This is a genomic window from Paenibacillus popilliae ATCC 14706 (assembly GCF_000315235.1).
Classification (GTDB): Bacteria; Bacillota; Bacilli; order Paenibacillales; family Paenibacillaceae; genus Paenibacillus_B; species Paenibacillus_B popilliae.
Map to the genome: position 1 here is coordinate 53604 of NZ_BALG01000160.1, position 14752 is coordinate 68355.

The following is a 14752-nucleotide window of genomic DNA, read 5'->3' on the forward strand; positions in this document are numbered from 1 at the left end:
CACTCCTCCCCCTAAATTCACCACAACGCCCCACTTTTCCCCACAACAAAAGAATAATTCGCCGTAAATATAAAAAATCCTGCTTGTCGGCAGGATTTTTATTTCATATTCCTTTACGCTTTTCGCATTCTCGGGTTGCCGCCCGCCTTCTAGCCCTCAGAGAAGCAAAGCAGCGGACAGCCGGTAACACGGCTATTCATGTTCTTGCCAACTGATCAAATACGATTGCTGTTCAGCCGACAACGTGTCGATCGAAATGCCAAGCGACTCCAGCTTGAAGCGGGCGACCTGCTCATCCAGCTCGTACGGCACATTGACGACTTTACTGCCGATGCGATCGTAGTGTTCGTTTACATATTTCAGCGACAATGCCTGTAGGGCAAACGTCATATCCATAATTTCTGCCGGGTGCCCGTCCCCCGCTGCCAAGTTGACGAGGCGGCCTTCCGCCAGCAGATAAATGCCGCGTCCGTCCTTCAACTTGTATTCTTCGATATTTTTGCGGACCGTCCGCACGTTCTGCGCGCGCGCTTCCAGCTCCGTCTTGTTCACTTCCACATCGAAATGGCCGGCGTTGGACAAAATCGCGCCATCCTTCATGACGTCGTAGTGCTCGCCGCGAATGACGTCGCGGTTCCCCGTGACCGTCACGAAAATATCGCCTACGCGAGCCGCTTCTCTCATCGGCAACACGGTGAATCCGTCCATATACGCTTCGACGGCCTTAATGGCGTCGATCTCCGTCACGACGACGTTCGCGCCGAGGCCTTTCGCCCGCATCGCCACGCCCTTGCCGCACCAGCCATAACCGACGACGACGACGGTCTTGCCAGTCACGACGAGATTCGTTGTCCGGTTGATGCCGTCCCACACCGATTGGCCTGTGCCGTACCGGTTGTCGAACAAGTATTTGCAGAAGGCGTCATTGACGGCGACCATCGGGAATTGGAGTGTGCCATCCTTCTCCATCGCCTTCAAGCGCAGAATGCCTGTCGTCGTCTCCTCGGCGCCGCCGCGCACCTGCTCGCGCAGATCCGGACGCTCGGAGTGCAGAATCGAGATCAGATCGCCGCCATCGTCGATAATCAGATCCGGCTTCGTCTCCAGCGTGCGGAGGAGCAGTTGCTTGTACTCTTCCGGTTCCGGATTGTACTTCGCATAGACCGTAATGCCGTCTTCAACCAACGCCGCGCAGACATCGTCCTGGGTCGACAGCGGGTTGCTGCCGGTAATCGTCACATCGGCGCCGCCGGCCTGCACGACCTTGGCCAGGTAGGCCGTCTTCGCTTCCAGGTGGAGCGAAATCGCCACCTTCAAGCCCTTGAACGGCTGTTCCGCTTCGAATCGCTTGCGAATCCGGTTCAGCACCGGCATATGGGCTTGCACCCAATCGATCTTCAAATGCCCTTCCGGGGCCAATGCCATATCGCGAATGATGCTGTGCTCTGCTGCTTTTGTCTGACTCATCCTCTACACCCTTCCCTTCCTGTTATAGCTATCGTATGCAGCAGATGCGCGCCCATTGACCTGGACTCATAGTTACAGCACAACCAAGCGGTTCTCGCCGTTCCATAGCACGGGAGCTTCCATGATTGGCTTGAACCAGCCGTCCCCGTAGCGGCAGGCGTACATCAGCATATTGTAGACGCGCTCCTGCGGCCGATCCTGCGGATGGAGTGTCAGCCTCATCCGCTCCCATTGGCGAAGACCCGATTCGTGCTGCTTCTGCAGCGCATCCTTCGCCCGGTGGTGCAGGAAGTCGATCTGATCCAGCACCTTCGCCCGGTTCGTATCCCCCAGGCGGCCGAGCGCGGGGAGCGCTTCGTTCAGCCGGGCAAGCAGTTCTTCGTAGCGGGCATCGACATGATGACGGAACGAAGCGAACCGTTCATCAAGCCCCAGTTCATCCTGTGCCGTCAGCCACGCTTCCTTCCTCTCCTCATAATGCCCGATGATCTCTTCGGCCGTCAATCTATATTTCCCGAGCAGCTTGTTCACGGTCCCTTCCAGGCAGGTGAAGCCCATGCGCGGCCAGACCAGCGGCATCCTCATGCCGAGCGCTCGGAAAGCCTCTTTCGTCTGCGCCCAGTACGCGATCTCGCCGGGACCGAGCACGGTGGCCAGCACCGGGAACAAATATTCCTGCATCAACGGGCGGGTCAGCACGTTGTTGCTCAACAGCTGGGGCGCCGATTCGGCTGCGGCCATCAGTTCATCCTCGCTCCGGACCAGGGTCCGGTGCCGGTCGGTAAAGCCTCCACCTTCCTTGAACAGCAGATGCCGCTCTCCCTCGTGAATCAGGAACAAATTCGCTCCGTTCTCGGTACGGTCTGCCTGAGGGGGACAGCCTTGGCAAGCCAGCTCGCGCTCGCTGTCAGCATAGGCCTGTCTCAGCCGATCGTTCTGCGCGATGAGGCTGTGAAACATCGGCCCTTCGACCTGGTGCAGCTCCGGATCGGCCGAATCGAGGAACACGAGGCCGTATGGGCCGAACATGCCGCCGAGCAGAACGGCGCAAGCATCGGTAAGCGACGCGGCGCCGACGGAAGCTTCCCTCACCCGCTCCATCAGCGCCGGCTTGAACTCCGTAGGCGGAAGCAACGCGTCTACCTCGTTCAATACCGCTTCCCACTGCACCTCATCCAGCCGAATGCAGCTTACCGGCGTGCGCGCCCCCCCCTTCTTCTCCACCCGGACCCGGGCGACAGAAGGTTCCGGTGTGAGAAAATACGCATGATTCACTTCATCGAAATCATGATCCTCCCCCGCGATCCAGAAGATCGGAATGACCGGACGGCCCAGTCTCGCCCCCGCCTCCTGAGCCATGCGGATAATCGATACCGCTTTGTAGACGACGAGCAGCGGACCGGCAAATAAGCCGCCCTGCTGTCCGCCGACGACAACGAGCGCGTCGTCCCGCTCCAGCCGATCCAGCGATGCCGTTACGGCCGGATGATCGTTCCTTGCCTTATTATATCGGCGCAGGACGGAGACGAGCCGCTTGCGATCCGCCCGCAGATGCGCTGCTTTATCCACCCAGCGGACGCGCGTCTCCCAATCGCGATCCGGATGGTATTCATATAGCGATTCGATAATCGAATCGTCCCGTTCTATGTATCGTCTTGCCAATGATTGCTGTACAGTTATGTTCAAAATTGGCCAAGTCATGTAAGCCGCCTCCTCTGTCTATCGTCTCGATTGTACACAATGCGGCTTGGATACGTCAAAGAACGTTGTCCATGCACGCGCGTCCCGTGGCGGCTACACGCTCGCAGCATATGCGATAATGCCGATGAGCAGCAGGATGATATAAAGGATGCTGAGAATGAAGAAGGCCAATCTCCAGATCGTCCTCGCCAACCGCTGAACGTGAATTTTACCGTATTTGCGGTTCTGGAGGCCGCCTAGCAAGCCGATGGCAAGAAGCATCATAAGGCAGATCCAATAAAATCCTGTAGCGGATCCTGTTATCGTATTATAGAGGCCCCCAACCGATGCGATAAGGAAGAACGTCGTCACGTCCATGGCCAGCATGAACGCTTTTTTCTTGGGCCTGGCCCAGTAGCAACCGGCAGCCCAAACAATGATGAACGGAAAAAACGGCAATGCCGATAAAATGATGAAAATGGTATACATGGCGGTATGACTCACTCCTTTGAACAGAAGAAGTAGGTGCTAGCGGTGTCTTGGCTCGCCAGCCCGGAGCAGGCGGAATATCGTCTGATGCAGCGGGGTGCCGACCCCATAGCGCGCACCGAGCCGGATAATCGCGCCCGTAATCACCTCGTATTCCGTCGGGCGGCCGGCCAATATATCTTGCAACATGGAAGAGGTGTTGCCGGCGGTTAGGCGGCACACGCCCATAATCTTCCTCCAGGCTTCCTCTTCATTCACCGGGATGCCGGCAGCATGATAGACCTTGGCCGCTTCAGCCAACAAATCCCGCATAAGCTCCATCCGTTCCGCCCCGACCAGCAGTTCGCCGTTCTTGACGCGCAGCAGCGCGGTCAATGGATTGATGATAGCGTTGACGAGCAGCTTTTGATAGACCATGTCTTCGATGTTGTTCGACGCAAACGCCTCAAATCCTGCTTTTTCCAACATGTTCTTCGCAGAAATGCATGAAAAATTCAAGGCAGTAGACCTCGCAACCTCCTCTGCGGCGGCCGGACCGATCCAGGTTGCTCCGGATCCGGTATGACGAATCCGGTTCGCACCCTCTCTGGCCGCAGCCTCCGTCGTAACCGCGACCGCAAGCGACGGGGAAGGCCATACCCCTGCCAACACTTCAGCATGGCCGACTCCGTTCTGGAAGCAGACGAGGGTCGCGCCGGGCTGCCGCGGCATCTCTGCCAGCACGGTCAGCAGCCCGGATCCGATATGCGTCTGCTTGACGAACAGCCATACCATGCCGGCTTCCAAACCATGTCGGCTTAGCCGTGCCGGCGCCAACGGAAGCGGGAACGCTTCTACCGCTTCATAATGGGAGCGATGCCCTGACAGCTCCACTACCTCGAAGCCTTCCGTGCGGATCCTCTCCGCCTGCTCCTCCGTTCTCGTCCATAGTCGGACCCCGGCCTGCCGGCCGGCCAGTAGCCGCCCCGCGAACAGGAGACCGAGTGCGCCTCCCCCGATAATATCGACTATCATGTTCGTCTCACTCCTTCTTCCGATCTTCTATCGGCTCATTCTCGTTATATATATCAATGAATGATTGAACACGTCCTATCAGTGTTCTTGTTATATCAAATAATCTGCAAAAATACAAAAAAAGCGCCAAGTGAGAGAATTCTCTCGCCAGGTGCTTTCCTTGCATCGCCCTGCATGTGCCGGGGACGGAAGCCGGCGCCTATTCGATTCGCTCCAAATTGCCGTTGGCGTCCATACGGAACCGTGTCTTCATATCATCGTCTTCCTCGCTTAAGATAGCCAATCGGCGGGCACGGTCCATAATTTGAATGAGCGCTTTATAATCATCGTTCACCGTACGGTAGTCGGTCTCTACCACATTGACTTGCTGGGAGAGCTCCTCATTTTCCCGCTGCAGACGGGCACAGCATTCTTCCTTTTCATGCAGTTCTTTTTCCATATGCTTGATTTGGCGGGTCATTTCCTGCACATTGTTGCGCATCTGGCGCAAATAACGGATAACCATGTCCATCGACAATGATTCTTCCGTCAACATCTCGCCTTTCAAATCAGTGTCTTCTCCCTCCTGCAGTGCAAGAGAAGCGACCTGAGCCCCCAGCGTCTGCTTTTTCAAATAATTGCGCTTCTGCCGCTGCGCTTTGGCCAGTTGTATCGCCGCCTCATACTTTTTGCGGACGCAGCTGTTCCAACGGAATCCGCACGCTGCGGACGTGCGTCCGATCTTTTCTCCTACTTCCTCAAAAGCGGCCAACTGGGTACTGCCTTCCCGGATGTGCCGAAGTGTAACTTCCGCTAAAATCAAATCATCATCTGCGGTCCATGCATCTTGTCTTATTGCTGTCATGAAATAACCTCCTAACGACTTCCATCATTCATATCGGTCGCAAGCAGCTGCGCCGCGTTCGCCATCCGATTATTGGAGCGAAGTATACGGCCGCTTGAAATAACCGCTTATTCCATCTCTATGCTCATGCTAGATTTCATAGAATCTATCGGATACTAAAATGTATATCCATTTTGCCTAGGAAACATACGCGCGCGGCCCATGCTCTATCTCACATTTTTGAAGTTCTAGCCAAGCTATTTGGTTTCTCATTACAGTTAATCGTTTACATTACCAACTACGAGCGCTATAATTTCATTAGAAAATCTTTAGAAAATTATTAGAAAAGTGGGATCGATCGTAACGAGAGGAGGATGAATCGTGGCACGAATGTATCGCGTACTCGGCTTCTGGACATTTGTCATCGGTCTAATGGCGTTTGCTGGAGACATGATCGAGATGGCCCTGCTCTTCTTCATGCAGACTGCCTTCTTTGTGTTGTTGGGATATCTGAAATTGTCCGAGCGCACGTATATACTTCTGTTCTGGGGGTACATGCTTGTATGCTTTACCGGCTTCGCTTATTGGACCGTATTCGTAATGGGCAAGCCGTTCTAAGGCGGATACGCCGAGGTGACTGCGGGATGTGCTGATGAGCAGCACATAACAGATACGGCCGAAGTCTCTCTCGCTTCGGCCGTTCTTTATTTTTGGGCTGCTCCGTTGCCAACTGCCGCACGGCGGCTAAGCGGAAGCCTCCCGCGCGAGCAGCAGCACGCGGAACCGTTCGCTCAACTGATCGCTGAGGAGCAGTTGCCGGATCGCCCGGTTGCGGCGCGCTTCCGGGCTGAACGGATCGGGGCGCGCATGATCGACCAGCTCCTGCAGCAGACCTTGCTTCAGCAGGAAGGCTTTCTGCGTCATATAATCCCGAATCAGCGCTCCGGCTTCGAGGGCTGCCTGCTGGCAGACACTGAAATCGACCATAGCTGTCATGTCCTGTTCACCGATATGTATCCACGGGTTGTCATGGGCGCGATGCCGGTGATAGCACATTAGCGTCCCGTTGACGCGATGCTCCGCCGTCAATTCCTCCGTTGCATCGCCGTAATCGATGAAGATGAATTCCGCTTCGGATGCATGCCGCAGCATGCTGCCGAGCCAGCCGCTCATAGCGATCCCGGCATCGCAGATCCGGCCTTCCGGCAGCACGATCCGATAGCGGTTCAGCCACCGGAGCACTTCCGGTTCTGCTGGAAGCCAGACGGGACGGAAGCGCTGCTTTACTTCCTCCAAGACAACGAAGCATTGCTCGATCTGCCCGTTGGTTGCGCGGATGCGCTCGACCGGGAACGCATCCAGCAGCTCGTTGGCGAGGACGAAGAGCCGGCTCCCGCCCGCCTCGCGCCGATAATCGGCCTCCGTCCACCAGGATACAGGGAAGCCTTCTCTGCCCAGCCGCTCCTTGGCCAGCCGCACATGATAAGGGCTCGCTTCAACGATGGCGTAGCGGTAACCGCAGCAGCGATCACGACGCAGGCGATCGTTGATGTGTTCGGATAGACGGCCGTTGCCACCTCCCCACTCGAGGATCGTGAACGTGTCCGGCGCCCAGCCCTTCTCCGCAGCAAGGCGGTGAATATAGACCGCGATCATCTCCCCCATCGGGCTCCCCACATTCGAGCTCGTATAAAAATCGCCCTCCTTGCCGATTTTTGGGCGATCCGACATGTAATAGCCGCATTTCGGATGGTACAGGCAGCTTTCCATGAAGGAAGAAAAGGGAATCACTGCCTTGGCAGAGTGGCGAATGCGATGAATTAGATGTTGAATGAGAATGGAATTAGAAGGATAATGAGACATGGCAACCATCCTTTCTGTGCGTGGTCGGGAAAGAGGTCATATCCCGTCTGGACGAGTCATACGATGAGTTATGCATACCGTTTGTAAGGAGGGAACCCGATGTCATTGACACAGCGTGCGCGCTACGCGCTGTTGGGACTCGCCTTTATTCTTCTCTTCTCCATTGCGGCGCCCGGTGCCACTTGTGCGGAATCAACGGTTCATACAGGCTGGATCAAGAAACCAACCGAAGCACAGCGCAAGCTGCTCCAGCAGAGCTTGTCAGTCACCGAGCTTACCAAAGAGATCGAGCGCATTGCCGCGAAGGAGTCGACCGCTGCCGGGGAACGCCGCCAGACGGAAGACACCCTCCGCAAGCAGGCAGCCGCCTTCGATCAGAAGCGGGAGCAGGCGGGCCGCGTGCTCCGCGCCTATTATATGGGAGAGCGCGACATGCTGCTTCAGGCCCTGCTCTCTGTCCGTGACGAACACTCCATCTGGCTGCTGTTCGATTACTATCAGTTCCTGTTCAGAAGCGACCAAGAAATATGGGTGACGTATTCCGAACAGCTGAAATATCTGAATCAGCTTCGCGATACGTTAGCCCTTACGGAACGGGAATTGTCGCAGGTCAAGCAACAGCTTATCCAACAGCGCAACAGGGTGAATGCCCTGCAGCAGGAGCTTGATACCAATGTGGCGAACAGCAGCGATCCGGAAGCGATGAGCAGGCTTATCCAGCAATTCACCTCTTATTGGCAGAACATCGGCATATTTGAGGTGCGCCGCCATTTCCGTGCCCTGGCCGATGCGATGCATAAGCTGCCGGATTTCGTGAAGAAGAGCGGCAATCTGCAAATCGATGGTACTAAGTATACCATTACGATCCAAGAAGAAGAACTGAATCAATTTGTGCGCGAGCAGGATCCGATTTTCGAGCAGTTCTCCTTCCGCTTCCAGGAAGGTTCGGTATCTGCCGAAGGGGACAGCGCCGGACTGAGCGTATTCGTTCAAGGCCATTACACGCTGGAAAGCGAGCCGGAAAATAGGATGCTATTCCATGTTGACCGCCTGATGATCAATGGCCTGGAGCTGCCGGATACGACCCGTTCGCAATTGGAAGAGGAATTCGATCTCGGCTTCTATCCGCAGCGGCTGGTATCGTTTATCGAAGCAACCGATGTCAACGTGGAAGACAAGCAGATTACGGTGCATCTGTCCATGAAATGGTAGGCAACGCAAACAACCATCAACAGCGGTATTCAATTCCTGTTGATGGTTATTGTGTTCTCCGGAGTTCTACAGCAAATCGGCCGCAATCTGCGCAAGGCGTGATCGCTCCCCCTTTTCAAGCGTCACATGGCCGCTGACCCCCTCGGCTTTGAACCGTTCCACCAAATGAGTCAGGCCGTTGCTCGCCGAATCAAGATAGGGATGGTCAATTTGCGCCGGATCCCCCATCAGGATGATTTTGCTGCCCTCTCCGACCCGGGAGACAATCGTCTTGACCTCATGCTCGGATAAATTTTGCGCCTCGTCAATAATAATGAATTGTCCCGGAATGGATCGGCCTCGAATGTAGGTCAGCGCCTCCACCTGAATGTTGTTCATGCCGACCAGGATTTTGTCGATGTCCCCGGATTTTTTCGTATCGAACAGGAACTCCAGGTTATCATAAATCGGCTGCATCCACGGCCGCAGCTTCTCCTCCTTCTCCCCGGGCAGATAACCGATATCCTTGCCCATGGGCACGACCGGACGCACAATTAACAGCTTCTTGTACTTTCGCTCATCTTCCACCTTCATCAGCCCGGCTGCCAATGCCAGAAGCGTCTTTCCCGTGCCGGCTTTCCCTGTCAGCGTCACTAGTGGAATGTCGTCGTTAAGCAGCAGTTCGAGTGCCATCCGCTGCTGAACGTTGCGCGCGGTAATTCCCCATACCGGGTCATTGCTCAAATAAAGCGACTCTAGCTTGGTGCCCTCGGCGTTAACCTTGAGCAAGGCGGATTTGCTCGTGCCGATCTCGTCCTTCAAAATGACAAATTGATGCGGATACAGCCGCAGTCCGAGCTGCTTCAGCCGGAGCATGCGAGAGGAGTAGAATGTATCGATAATGCTGGGGTGAACATGAACGGAGAACAGGCCGCTGTATAATTCATCACCCGATTGAACCGTCCGGTCGGACAAATAATCCTCCGTATGCAGTCCAAGCACATCCGCCTTAATTCTGACAAGCACATCCTTGCTGACTAGGATGACTTCCGCCGGATGCTCTACATGCTTTTGCTCCAATTGGTAATTCAAAGCAACAGCCATTATGCGGTTATCGTTCGATACCTCTCCGAACATTTCCTGAACCTTGGCGAAGCTGCGATGATTCAATTCCACCTTTAGCGTGCCTCCGTTGGGGAGACGGACGCCATGATGCAGATGACCGTGTTCCCGCAAGCCGTCCAGCAGCCGGGATACCGATCGCGCATTGCGTCCGAGCTCATCGGCATTGCGTTTTTTGGAATCCATTTCTTCGAGCACGACGGCAGGGATAATCACTTCATTATCTTGAAAAGCAAACAGGGCATTCGGATCATGCAGCAGCACATTCGTATCCAATACAAATATTTTGCTCATTGGATTCTCCTTTCGTCGAACAGACCGTTCCAAGAGGGGAGGGCGTGGCAATTCATTTTGCATTACATAAAAAATGCCGCGGCCGTTCACACTATACTCAATCGGAAGTCTCATTTTTTATGGTCAAACAAAAGGAAAGGTTGATATGTGATGCATAGATTGCTGGTTGCTATCGTGATCGCAGGGATGCTCGCCGGATGCGGCAATGCGAACAGGCAAGCAACACCAGGAAGTTACTCGGGAGGACAGGCTCAGCCGATCCAGGACGGCAAGCGCAACATTCAAGATGCAGGAGTGGTCAGCCAGCATCTGGCTGATCTGGCGCGCAAAGTGCACGGCGTCCAATCCGCGAATTGCGTCGTCTTCGGAAATACGGCGATTGTCGGCATTGATGTCGATGCCAAGCTGGAGCGTTCCCAGGTAGGAACAATTAAATATTCCGTGGCCGAGGCTTTGAGCAAGGATAAATATGGTGCCAACGCCCTCGTGACGGCCGACATGGACATGAATGCAAGACTGCGAGAGATGGCCGCCGATATTCGGCAGGGCCGGCCGATATCCGGCTTCGCGAATGAGCTCGCCGATATCGTAGGGCGCATCGTTCCGCAAATTCCGAATGACGTCAAGCAGATCGAGTCGAATGCGCCCGACTCGGCACCGAAAGACGGAACCCGCTCCCAGCAAGTGCGTTAACGGCCAGTCGTCAGGCGCTGGGCCTGGAGCCAGACAAGCATGCGACTGCTGCCGTGCCAGACAGGACACAGCCAAGCGTTCCTAAATGCAGCAAAAAGCCTAGTATTTTACTAGGCTTTTTGCATGGACGTCGATCTCACCCCATCCATAGGCACGCATCGGCTGGAGTCCTTGTCAGCGTCGGACGGCAGCATGCCGCTGCCCGCCATATTCAGCATTCTGTTCTGCTGTCCATTGTGCATGGCGGCTGGCTGCTTCGGCATCCCTTCGACCTCCTATACAAGTTCGCTCCTGTCATTCTATTATATTAATCAATGTAATAAAAATTGCATACAACCTGTATAACTAGGCCGCCGGTGCAGCAGGCGTCTCGGCCGGGTTCGCCGGCTCCTTCAGCGAATGGCCTGCCTGAATGTCCTTAAGCGCCTGCTTGGCCTCTTCCAATTTATCCTCGAACGGATAAATATAAGGACTCTTCCAGTCTCCGTCGACCGAGATGTAATGGATATTATCCTTATCCATCGTAAGATACGTTGTCAGGGCGCTGCGAATCTGGGACGACAACATGTCGATCGTGAAATTGTCCGCCAGGGCGTCAATCACATCCGTCGCCTTCGTGAGACCGCCCAGCGACTGCATATTGCTGACGATCTCCTTCAGCACGGCGTTCTGGCGCTTATTGCGGTCGAAATCGGTCGTTCCCGGCGTCTGAGGACTGCATTGCCCGTTCGATTTGCGGTAACGGACGAAGTCGAGCGCATTTTTGCCGTCCAGATGTTGAAATCCTTTGCTTAAATTAATATTCGTACCGTCTTCCTTGTCAACGTAGCACATATCCTGATCGACATTGACATCGACACCGCCGACCGCATCGACCAGGTCAACGAAGCCTTTGAAGTTAATGACGGCCGTATAATCGAGATTGACGCCTAAATATTGCCCGAGCATCATCCGCAGCTCGTCTTCCGGCGTCTCGCTGTCCAATGTGCCCCGCTCTTTCATCACATAGAAGTTAGGATAAAAATGATTCAGCTTATCCGGTCCGTAACCCGGAATATTGAAGTACGTATCCCGTGGCAGCGACACGAGCACCGCTTCCTGCGTATCGGGATGAATCGCGCCAACCATGATGACATCCGTCCGCTTCCCCGGAAGCTCCGGCCGGTAATCCAGCCCGAGCAGCACGAACGAGAAAGGATCGCTCTTCGGCGTCAGCGTGGCCTGAACCGTGCTTGCGCCCTCTCCTCCGGCATTGGCGGTGGAGATGTCAGCCAGCTTGTTATTGGCATACAGCAATATGTATCCGGCGTAACTGATGACGCCAAGAGATAGAACGATAATCGCAATGAGAATGGCCTTTAGCCATTTCGGCATGCCTTTGCGTGCCGAAGCTGCTTTTACGCTCTGTTGTTTTCTCGGCGGCAATGGTGTCGATGAATTCATAGTTCCTCCTACATCATGTTACTCGTTGTATTTCGGATTCGCTTCAATGTCTTTCCACAGCCGTTCCGCTTCGTCCCGCTCGAACCGCTTGGAATGCGTGGCCCCGTCCTGATCATAGGTAACGACATAGCTGTCTTCCGCTTCGTTCCACTCCGCGGCGACTGGACCCAACTGATGATCTTCGCGCAAAATATGTTCAAAAAAAGCAACCGTCTCCTTGGCCGCCCCATCCTCAGGGCGGGCATCTGCCACGATCTTCATCTGCAGCCAATTGAACAGCGCAACCGGAAGTTTCATCATATGCGCCCTCGTCCCTTCTGTTCAGATGCCCGCTGCCTTCCGGCAGCGGGTCAACCGTAATCAGCCTTGATGTTTTGCTTCTTTTTTGCGCCGCCGCTCTTCGACGAAGTAACGGATGCGCACCATGAACATGAGGATGACAGCCACGGACAGACACTGCACGATCGGCAGCTTGTCGATCTGGAAAATCAGCAGAATGAACGCCCCGACCGCCATAAACAAATACACCAAAATTTCTTTGAGAAAAGGCAGCTTCTGCTGCGTACGAAACACTTTATTGAAGATGTACACCATGAACGCAAATATAAGCATGTAGCTTATAAATGGATGGGATGCCAACCACGCTTGCATTGAGGGTCACTCCTATGCCAACATTATCCAAATCCCATTATACATGAGATTCGGACATTTTGCGCACTTTTTCTGCCCGTTCTCGTTCGCTTTTGTTCAGAATTTTTTTGCGAAGGCGAACCGTGGATGGAGTAATCTCGCAGTATTCATCATCGTTCAAATATTCCAGAGCCTGCTCCAGCGAGAACAGGCGCGGCGTCTTCATGCGGACCGTCTCGTCCTTCGTCGCCGACCGGACATTCGTGAGCGCCTTCTCTTTGCAGATGTTGACGACGATGTCATTGTCGCGATTATGCTCGCCGACGATCATGCCCTCATATACTTCGGTTCCTGACTGAAGGAACAGCACGCCGCGGTCCTCGACCGACAACATGCCGTACATGGTGCTGGTGCCCGTCTCGGTCGAGACCAGCACCCCTTGGTGCCGTCCGCCGACCTGGCCGCCGACATAAGGACCGTAATGGTCGAAGGCATGGTTCATAATACCGTAGCCGCGGGTCAGCGTCAGGAAAGTGGTGCGGTATCCGATCAGCCCCCGGGCCGGAATCAGAAATTCCAGGCGGACCTGGCCGTTGCCATGGTTGATCATATTGACCATCTCGGCCCGCCGGGTGCCCAAGCTCTCCATGACCGAACCAGTGGAATCTTCCGGAATGTCGATAACGAGCCGCTCGATCGGCTCCATTTTTTTGCCGTCGATCACTTTCACGATGACCTCCGGCTTCGACACTTGGAGTTCATAGCCTTCACGGCGCATATTCTCGATCAGAATGCCGAGGTGAAGCTCGCCCCGTCCGGAGACGATGAATGCTTCCGGACTATCGGTTTCTTCCACCCGCAAGCTAACATCGGTCTCCAGTTCCTTCATCAGACGCTCGCGCAGCTTGCGGGACGTAATCCATTTCCCTTCTCTTCCGGCGAACGGGCTGTTATTCACCAGGAAGGTCATCTGCAGCGTAGGCTCGTCAATATGAAGGACAGGCAGTGCTTCCGGATGCGCCGGATCCGCCAGCGTCTCGCCGATATTGATGTCCTTGATTCCGGCAATGGCCACGATATCTCCGGCCCCGGCCTCGTTGCGCTCGATCCGCTTCAATCCTTGGAAGCCGAACAGCTTCTCAATTCGCGCCTGCTTCACCTGGCCCTCGCGGTTGATGACGGCGACGGTCTGTCCTTGGCGGATGCGGCCCCGGTTCACGCGGCCGATCGCAATCCGGCCCATATATTCATTGTAGTCAAGCAGCGTAACGAGGAATTGGAGCGGCTCATCCGGGTTCTCCGCCGGAGAAGGAATATGCTCCACGATCGTGTCATAGAGCGATTGCATGTTACTGTCCTGCTGCTCTGGCGACAAGCTCGACGTCCCGTTCAGAGCGGATGCATAGACAACCGGGAAATCAAGCTGTTCGTCATTGGCATCGAGCTCGATGAACAATTCAAGCACTTCGTCAATGACTTCATGCGGCCGGGCATTCGGACGGTCGATCTTGTTGACGACGACGATCGGCGTCAAATCATGCTCCAGCGCTTTGCGGAGCACGAACTTCGTCTGCGGCATGCAGCCTTCAAAGGCATCGACGACGAGCAGCACCCCATCGACCATTTTCATAATGCGCTCCACTTCTCCGCCGAAATCGGCGTGGCCCGGAGTATCCACAATATTAATCAAGTAATCTTTATACGTAATCGCCGTGTTCTTGGCCAAAATCGTAATGCCACGTTCACGCTCCAGATCGTTGGAGTCCATGGCGCGTTCCTGTACCACTTCATTGTCGCGGTACGTACCGGATTGCTGGAGAAGCTTGTCCACGAGCGTCGTCTTGCCATGGTCAACGTGAGCAATAATAGCGATATTGCGAATGTTTTGTCGATCTTGCATACTTGAACCTTTCCCTTCTGGATGTGAATGATAAGCATTGGAAACGTCCTTGCCCACGTAAAAGACGAACAAGGCAATTCATCAAGAAAAACGCCGGAATAAGGCGGCGTTTCTACTCGGACGGAATGGAGTCTCCATGTTGC

15 protein-coding genes are annotated in these 14752 nt (G+C 54.8%); 3 read left to right on the forward strand and 12 right to left on the reverse strand.

Annotated elements, in window-relative coordinates; genetic code table 11:
• Nucleotides 1–192: 192 nt before the first annotated feature.
• The 5 genes from PPOP_RS11090 to PPOP_RS11110 form a co-directional block, all read right to left on the reverse strand.
• Complete coding sequence (locus PPOP_RS11090; RefSeq protein WP_006286441.1) at nt 193–1467, reverse strand: adenosylhomocysteinase; 1275 nt, start codon at nt 1465–1467, stop codon at nt 193–195.
• Between the two features lie 72 nt (nt 1468–1539).
• On the reverse strand, nt 1540–3168 hold the full coding sequence (bshC, locus tag PPOP_RS11095) for a bacillithiol biosynthesis cysteine-adding enzyme BshC (RefSeq protein ID WP_006286443.1): 1629 nt from the start codon (nt 3166–3168) through the stop codon (nt 1540–1542).
• A gap of 93 nt (nt 3169–3261) precedes the next feature.
• Nucleotides 3262–3636, reverse strand: coding sequence for a DUF3397 domain-containing protein (locus PPOP_RS11100; RefSeq protein WP_006286444.1), 375 nt, complete (start codon nt 3634–3636; stop codon nt 3262–3264).
• Between the two features lie 39 nt (nt 3637–3675).
• The gene (locus PPOP_RS11105) at nt 3676–4650 is read right to left on the reverse strand and encodes a ketopantoate reductase family protein (RefSeq protein WP_006286445.1); all 975 of its coding nucleotides are present in this window, start codon (nt 4648–4650) and stop codon (nt 3676–3678) included.
• Between the two features lie 199 nt (nt 4651–4849).
• On the reverse strand, nt 4850–5494 hold the full coding sequence (locus PPOP_RS11110; protein WP_006286446.1) for an RsfA family transcriptional regulator: 645 nt from the start codon (nt 5492–5494) through the stop codon (nt 4850–4852).
• 360 nt (nt 5495–5854) lie between these two features.
• On the opposite strand from PPOP_RS11110, the gene PPOP_RS11115 reads away from it, so the two are divergent.
• Nucleotides 5855–6091: a DUF2626 domain-containing protein gene (locus PPOP_RS11115; RefSeq protein ID WP_006286447.1), complete on the forward strand. Its 237-nt coding sequence runs from the start codon at nt 5855–5857 to the stop codon at nt 6089–6091.
• 126 nt (nt 6092–6217) lie between these two features.
• Here the strand turns inward: PPOP_RS11115 and PPOP_RS11120 are convergent, their stop codons facing one another.
• The gene (locus PPOP_RS11120; RefSeq protein ID WP_093471042.1) at nt 6218–7336 is read right to left on the reverse strand and encodes a class I SAM-dependent methyltransferase; all 1119 of its coding nucleotides are present in this window, start codon (nt 7334–7336) and stop codon (nt 6218–6220) included.
• Nucleotides 7337–7435: 99 nt separating this feature from the next.
• Here PPOP_RS11120 and PPOP_RS11125 point away from each other — a divergent pair, with 99 nt between their 5' ends.
• On the forward strand, nt 7436–8548 hold the full coding sequence (locus PPOP_RS11125) for a hypothetical protein (RefSeq protein ID WP_006286449.1): 1113 nt from the start codon (nt 7436–7438) through the stop codon (nt 8546–8548).
• Nucleotides 8549–8614: 66 nt separating this feature from the next.
• Here the strand turns inward: PPOP_RS11125 and PPOP_RS11130 are convergent, their stop codons facing one another.
• Nucleotides 8615–9943 carry a PhoH family protein gene (locus tag PPOP_RS11130; RefSeq protein ID WP_006286450.1) on the reverse strand — a complete coding sequence of 443 codons (1329 nt, stop codon included), beginning with the start codon at nt 9941–9943 and terminating at the stop codon, nt 8615–8617.
• A 150-nt stretch (nt 9944–10093) separates the two neighbouring features.
• Here PPOP_RS11130 and PPOP_RS11135 point away from each other — a divergent pair, with 150 nt between their 5' ends.
• Nucleotides 10094–10636: a YhcN/YlaJ family sporulation lipoprotein gene (locus PPOP_RS11135; RefSeq protein ID WP_006286451.1), complete on the forward strand. Its 543-nt coding sequence runs from the start codon at nt 10094–10096 to the stop codon at nt 10634–10636.
• Between the two features lie 110 nt (nt 10637–10746).
• On the opposite strand, the gene PPOP_RS22775 is transcribed toward PPOP_RS11135, so the two are convergent.
• From PPOP_RS22775 to typA, 5 genes are all read right to left on the reverse strand, one after another.
• Nucleotides 10747–10899: a hypothetical protein gene (locus PPOP_RS22775; protein WP_006286452.1), complete on the reverse strand. Its 153-nt coding sequence runs from the start codon at nt 10897–10899 to the stop codon at nt 10747–10749.
• An 82-nt stretch (nt 10900–10981) separates the two neighbouring features.
• Nucleotides 10982–12079 (reverse strand): LCP family protein, encoded by a 1098-nt coding sequence (locus tag PPOP_RS11140; protein WP_006286453.1) that lies wholly within the window; start codon nt 12077–12079, stop codon nt 10982–10984.
• Nucleotides 12080–12097: 18 nt separating this feature from the next.
• Nucleotides 12098–12379, reverse strand: coding sequence for a hypothetical protein (locus PPOP_RS11145; RefSeq protein WP_006286454.1), 282 nt, complete (start codon nt 12377–12379; stop codon nt 12098–12100).
• Between the two features lie 60 nt (nt 12380–12439).
• Nucleotides 12440–12730: a YlaH-like family protein gene (locus PPOP_RS11150; protein WP_006286455.1), complete on the reverse strand. Its 291-nt coding sequence runs from the start codon at nt 12728–12730 to the stop codon at nt 12440–12442.
• A gap of 37 nt (nt 12731–12767) precedes the next feature.
• Entirely contained in the window at nt 12768–14609 is a 1842-nt protein-coding gene (gene typA / locus PPOP_RS11155; protein WP_006286456.1) for a translational GTPase TypA, read from the reverse strand.
• Nucleotides 14610–14752: the final 143 nt, after the last annotated feature.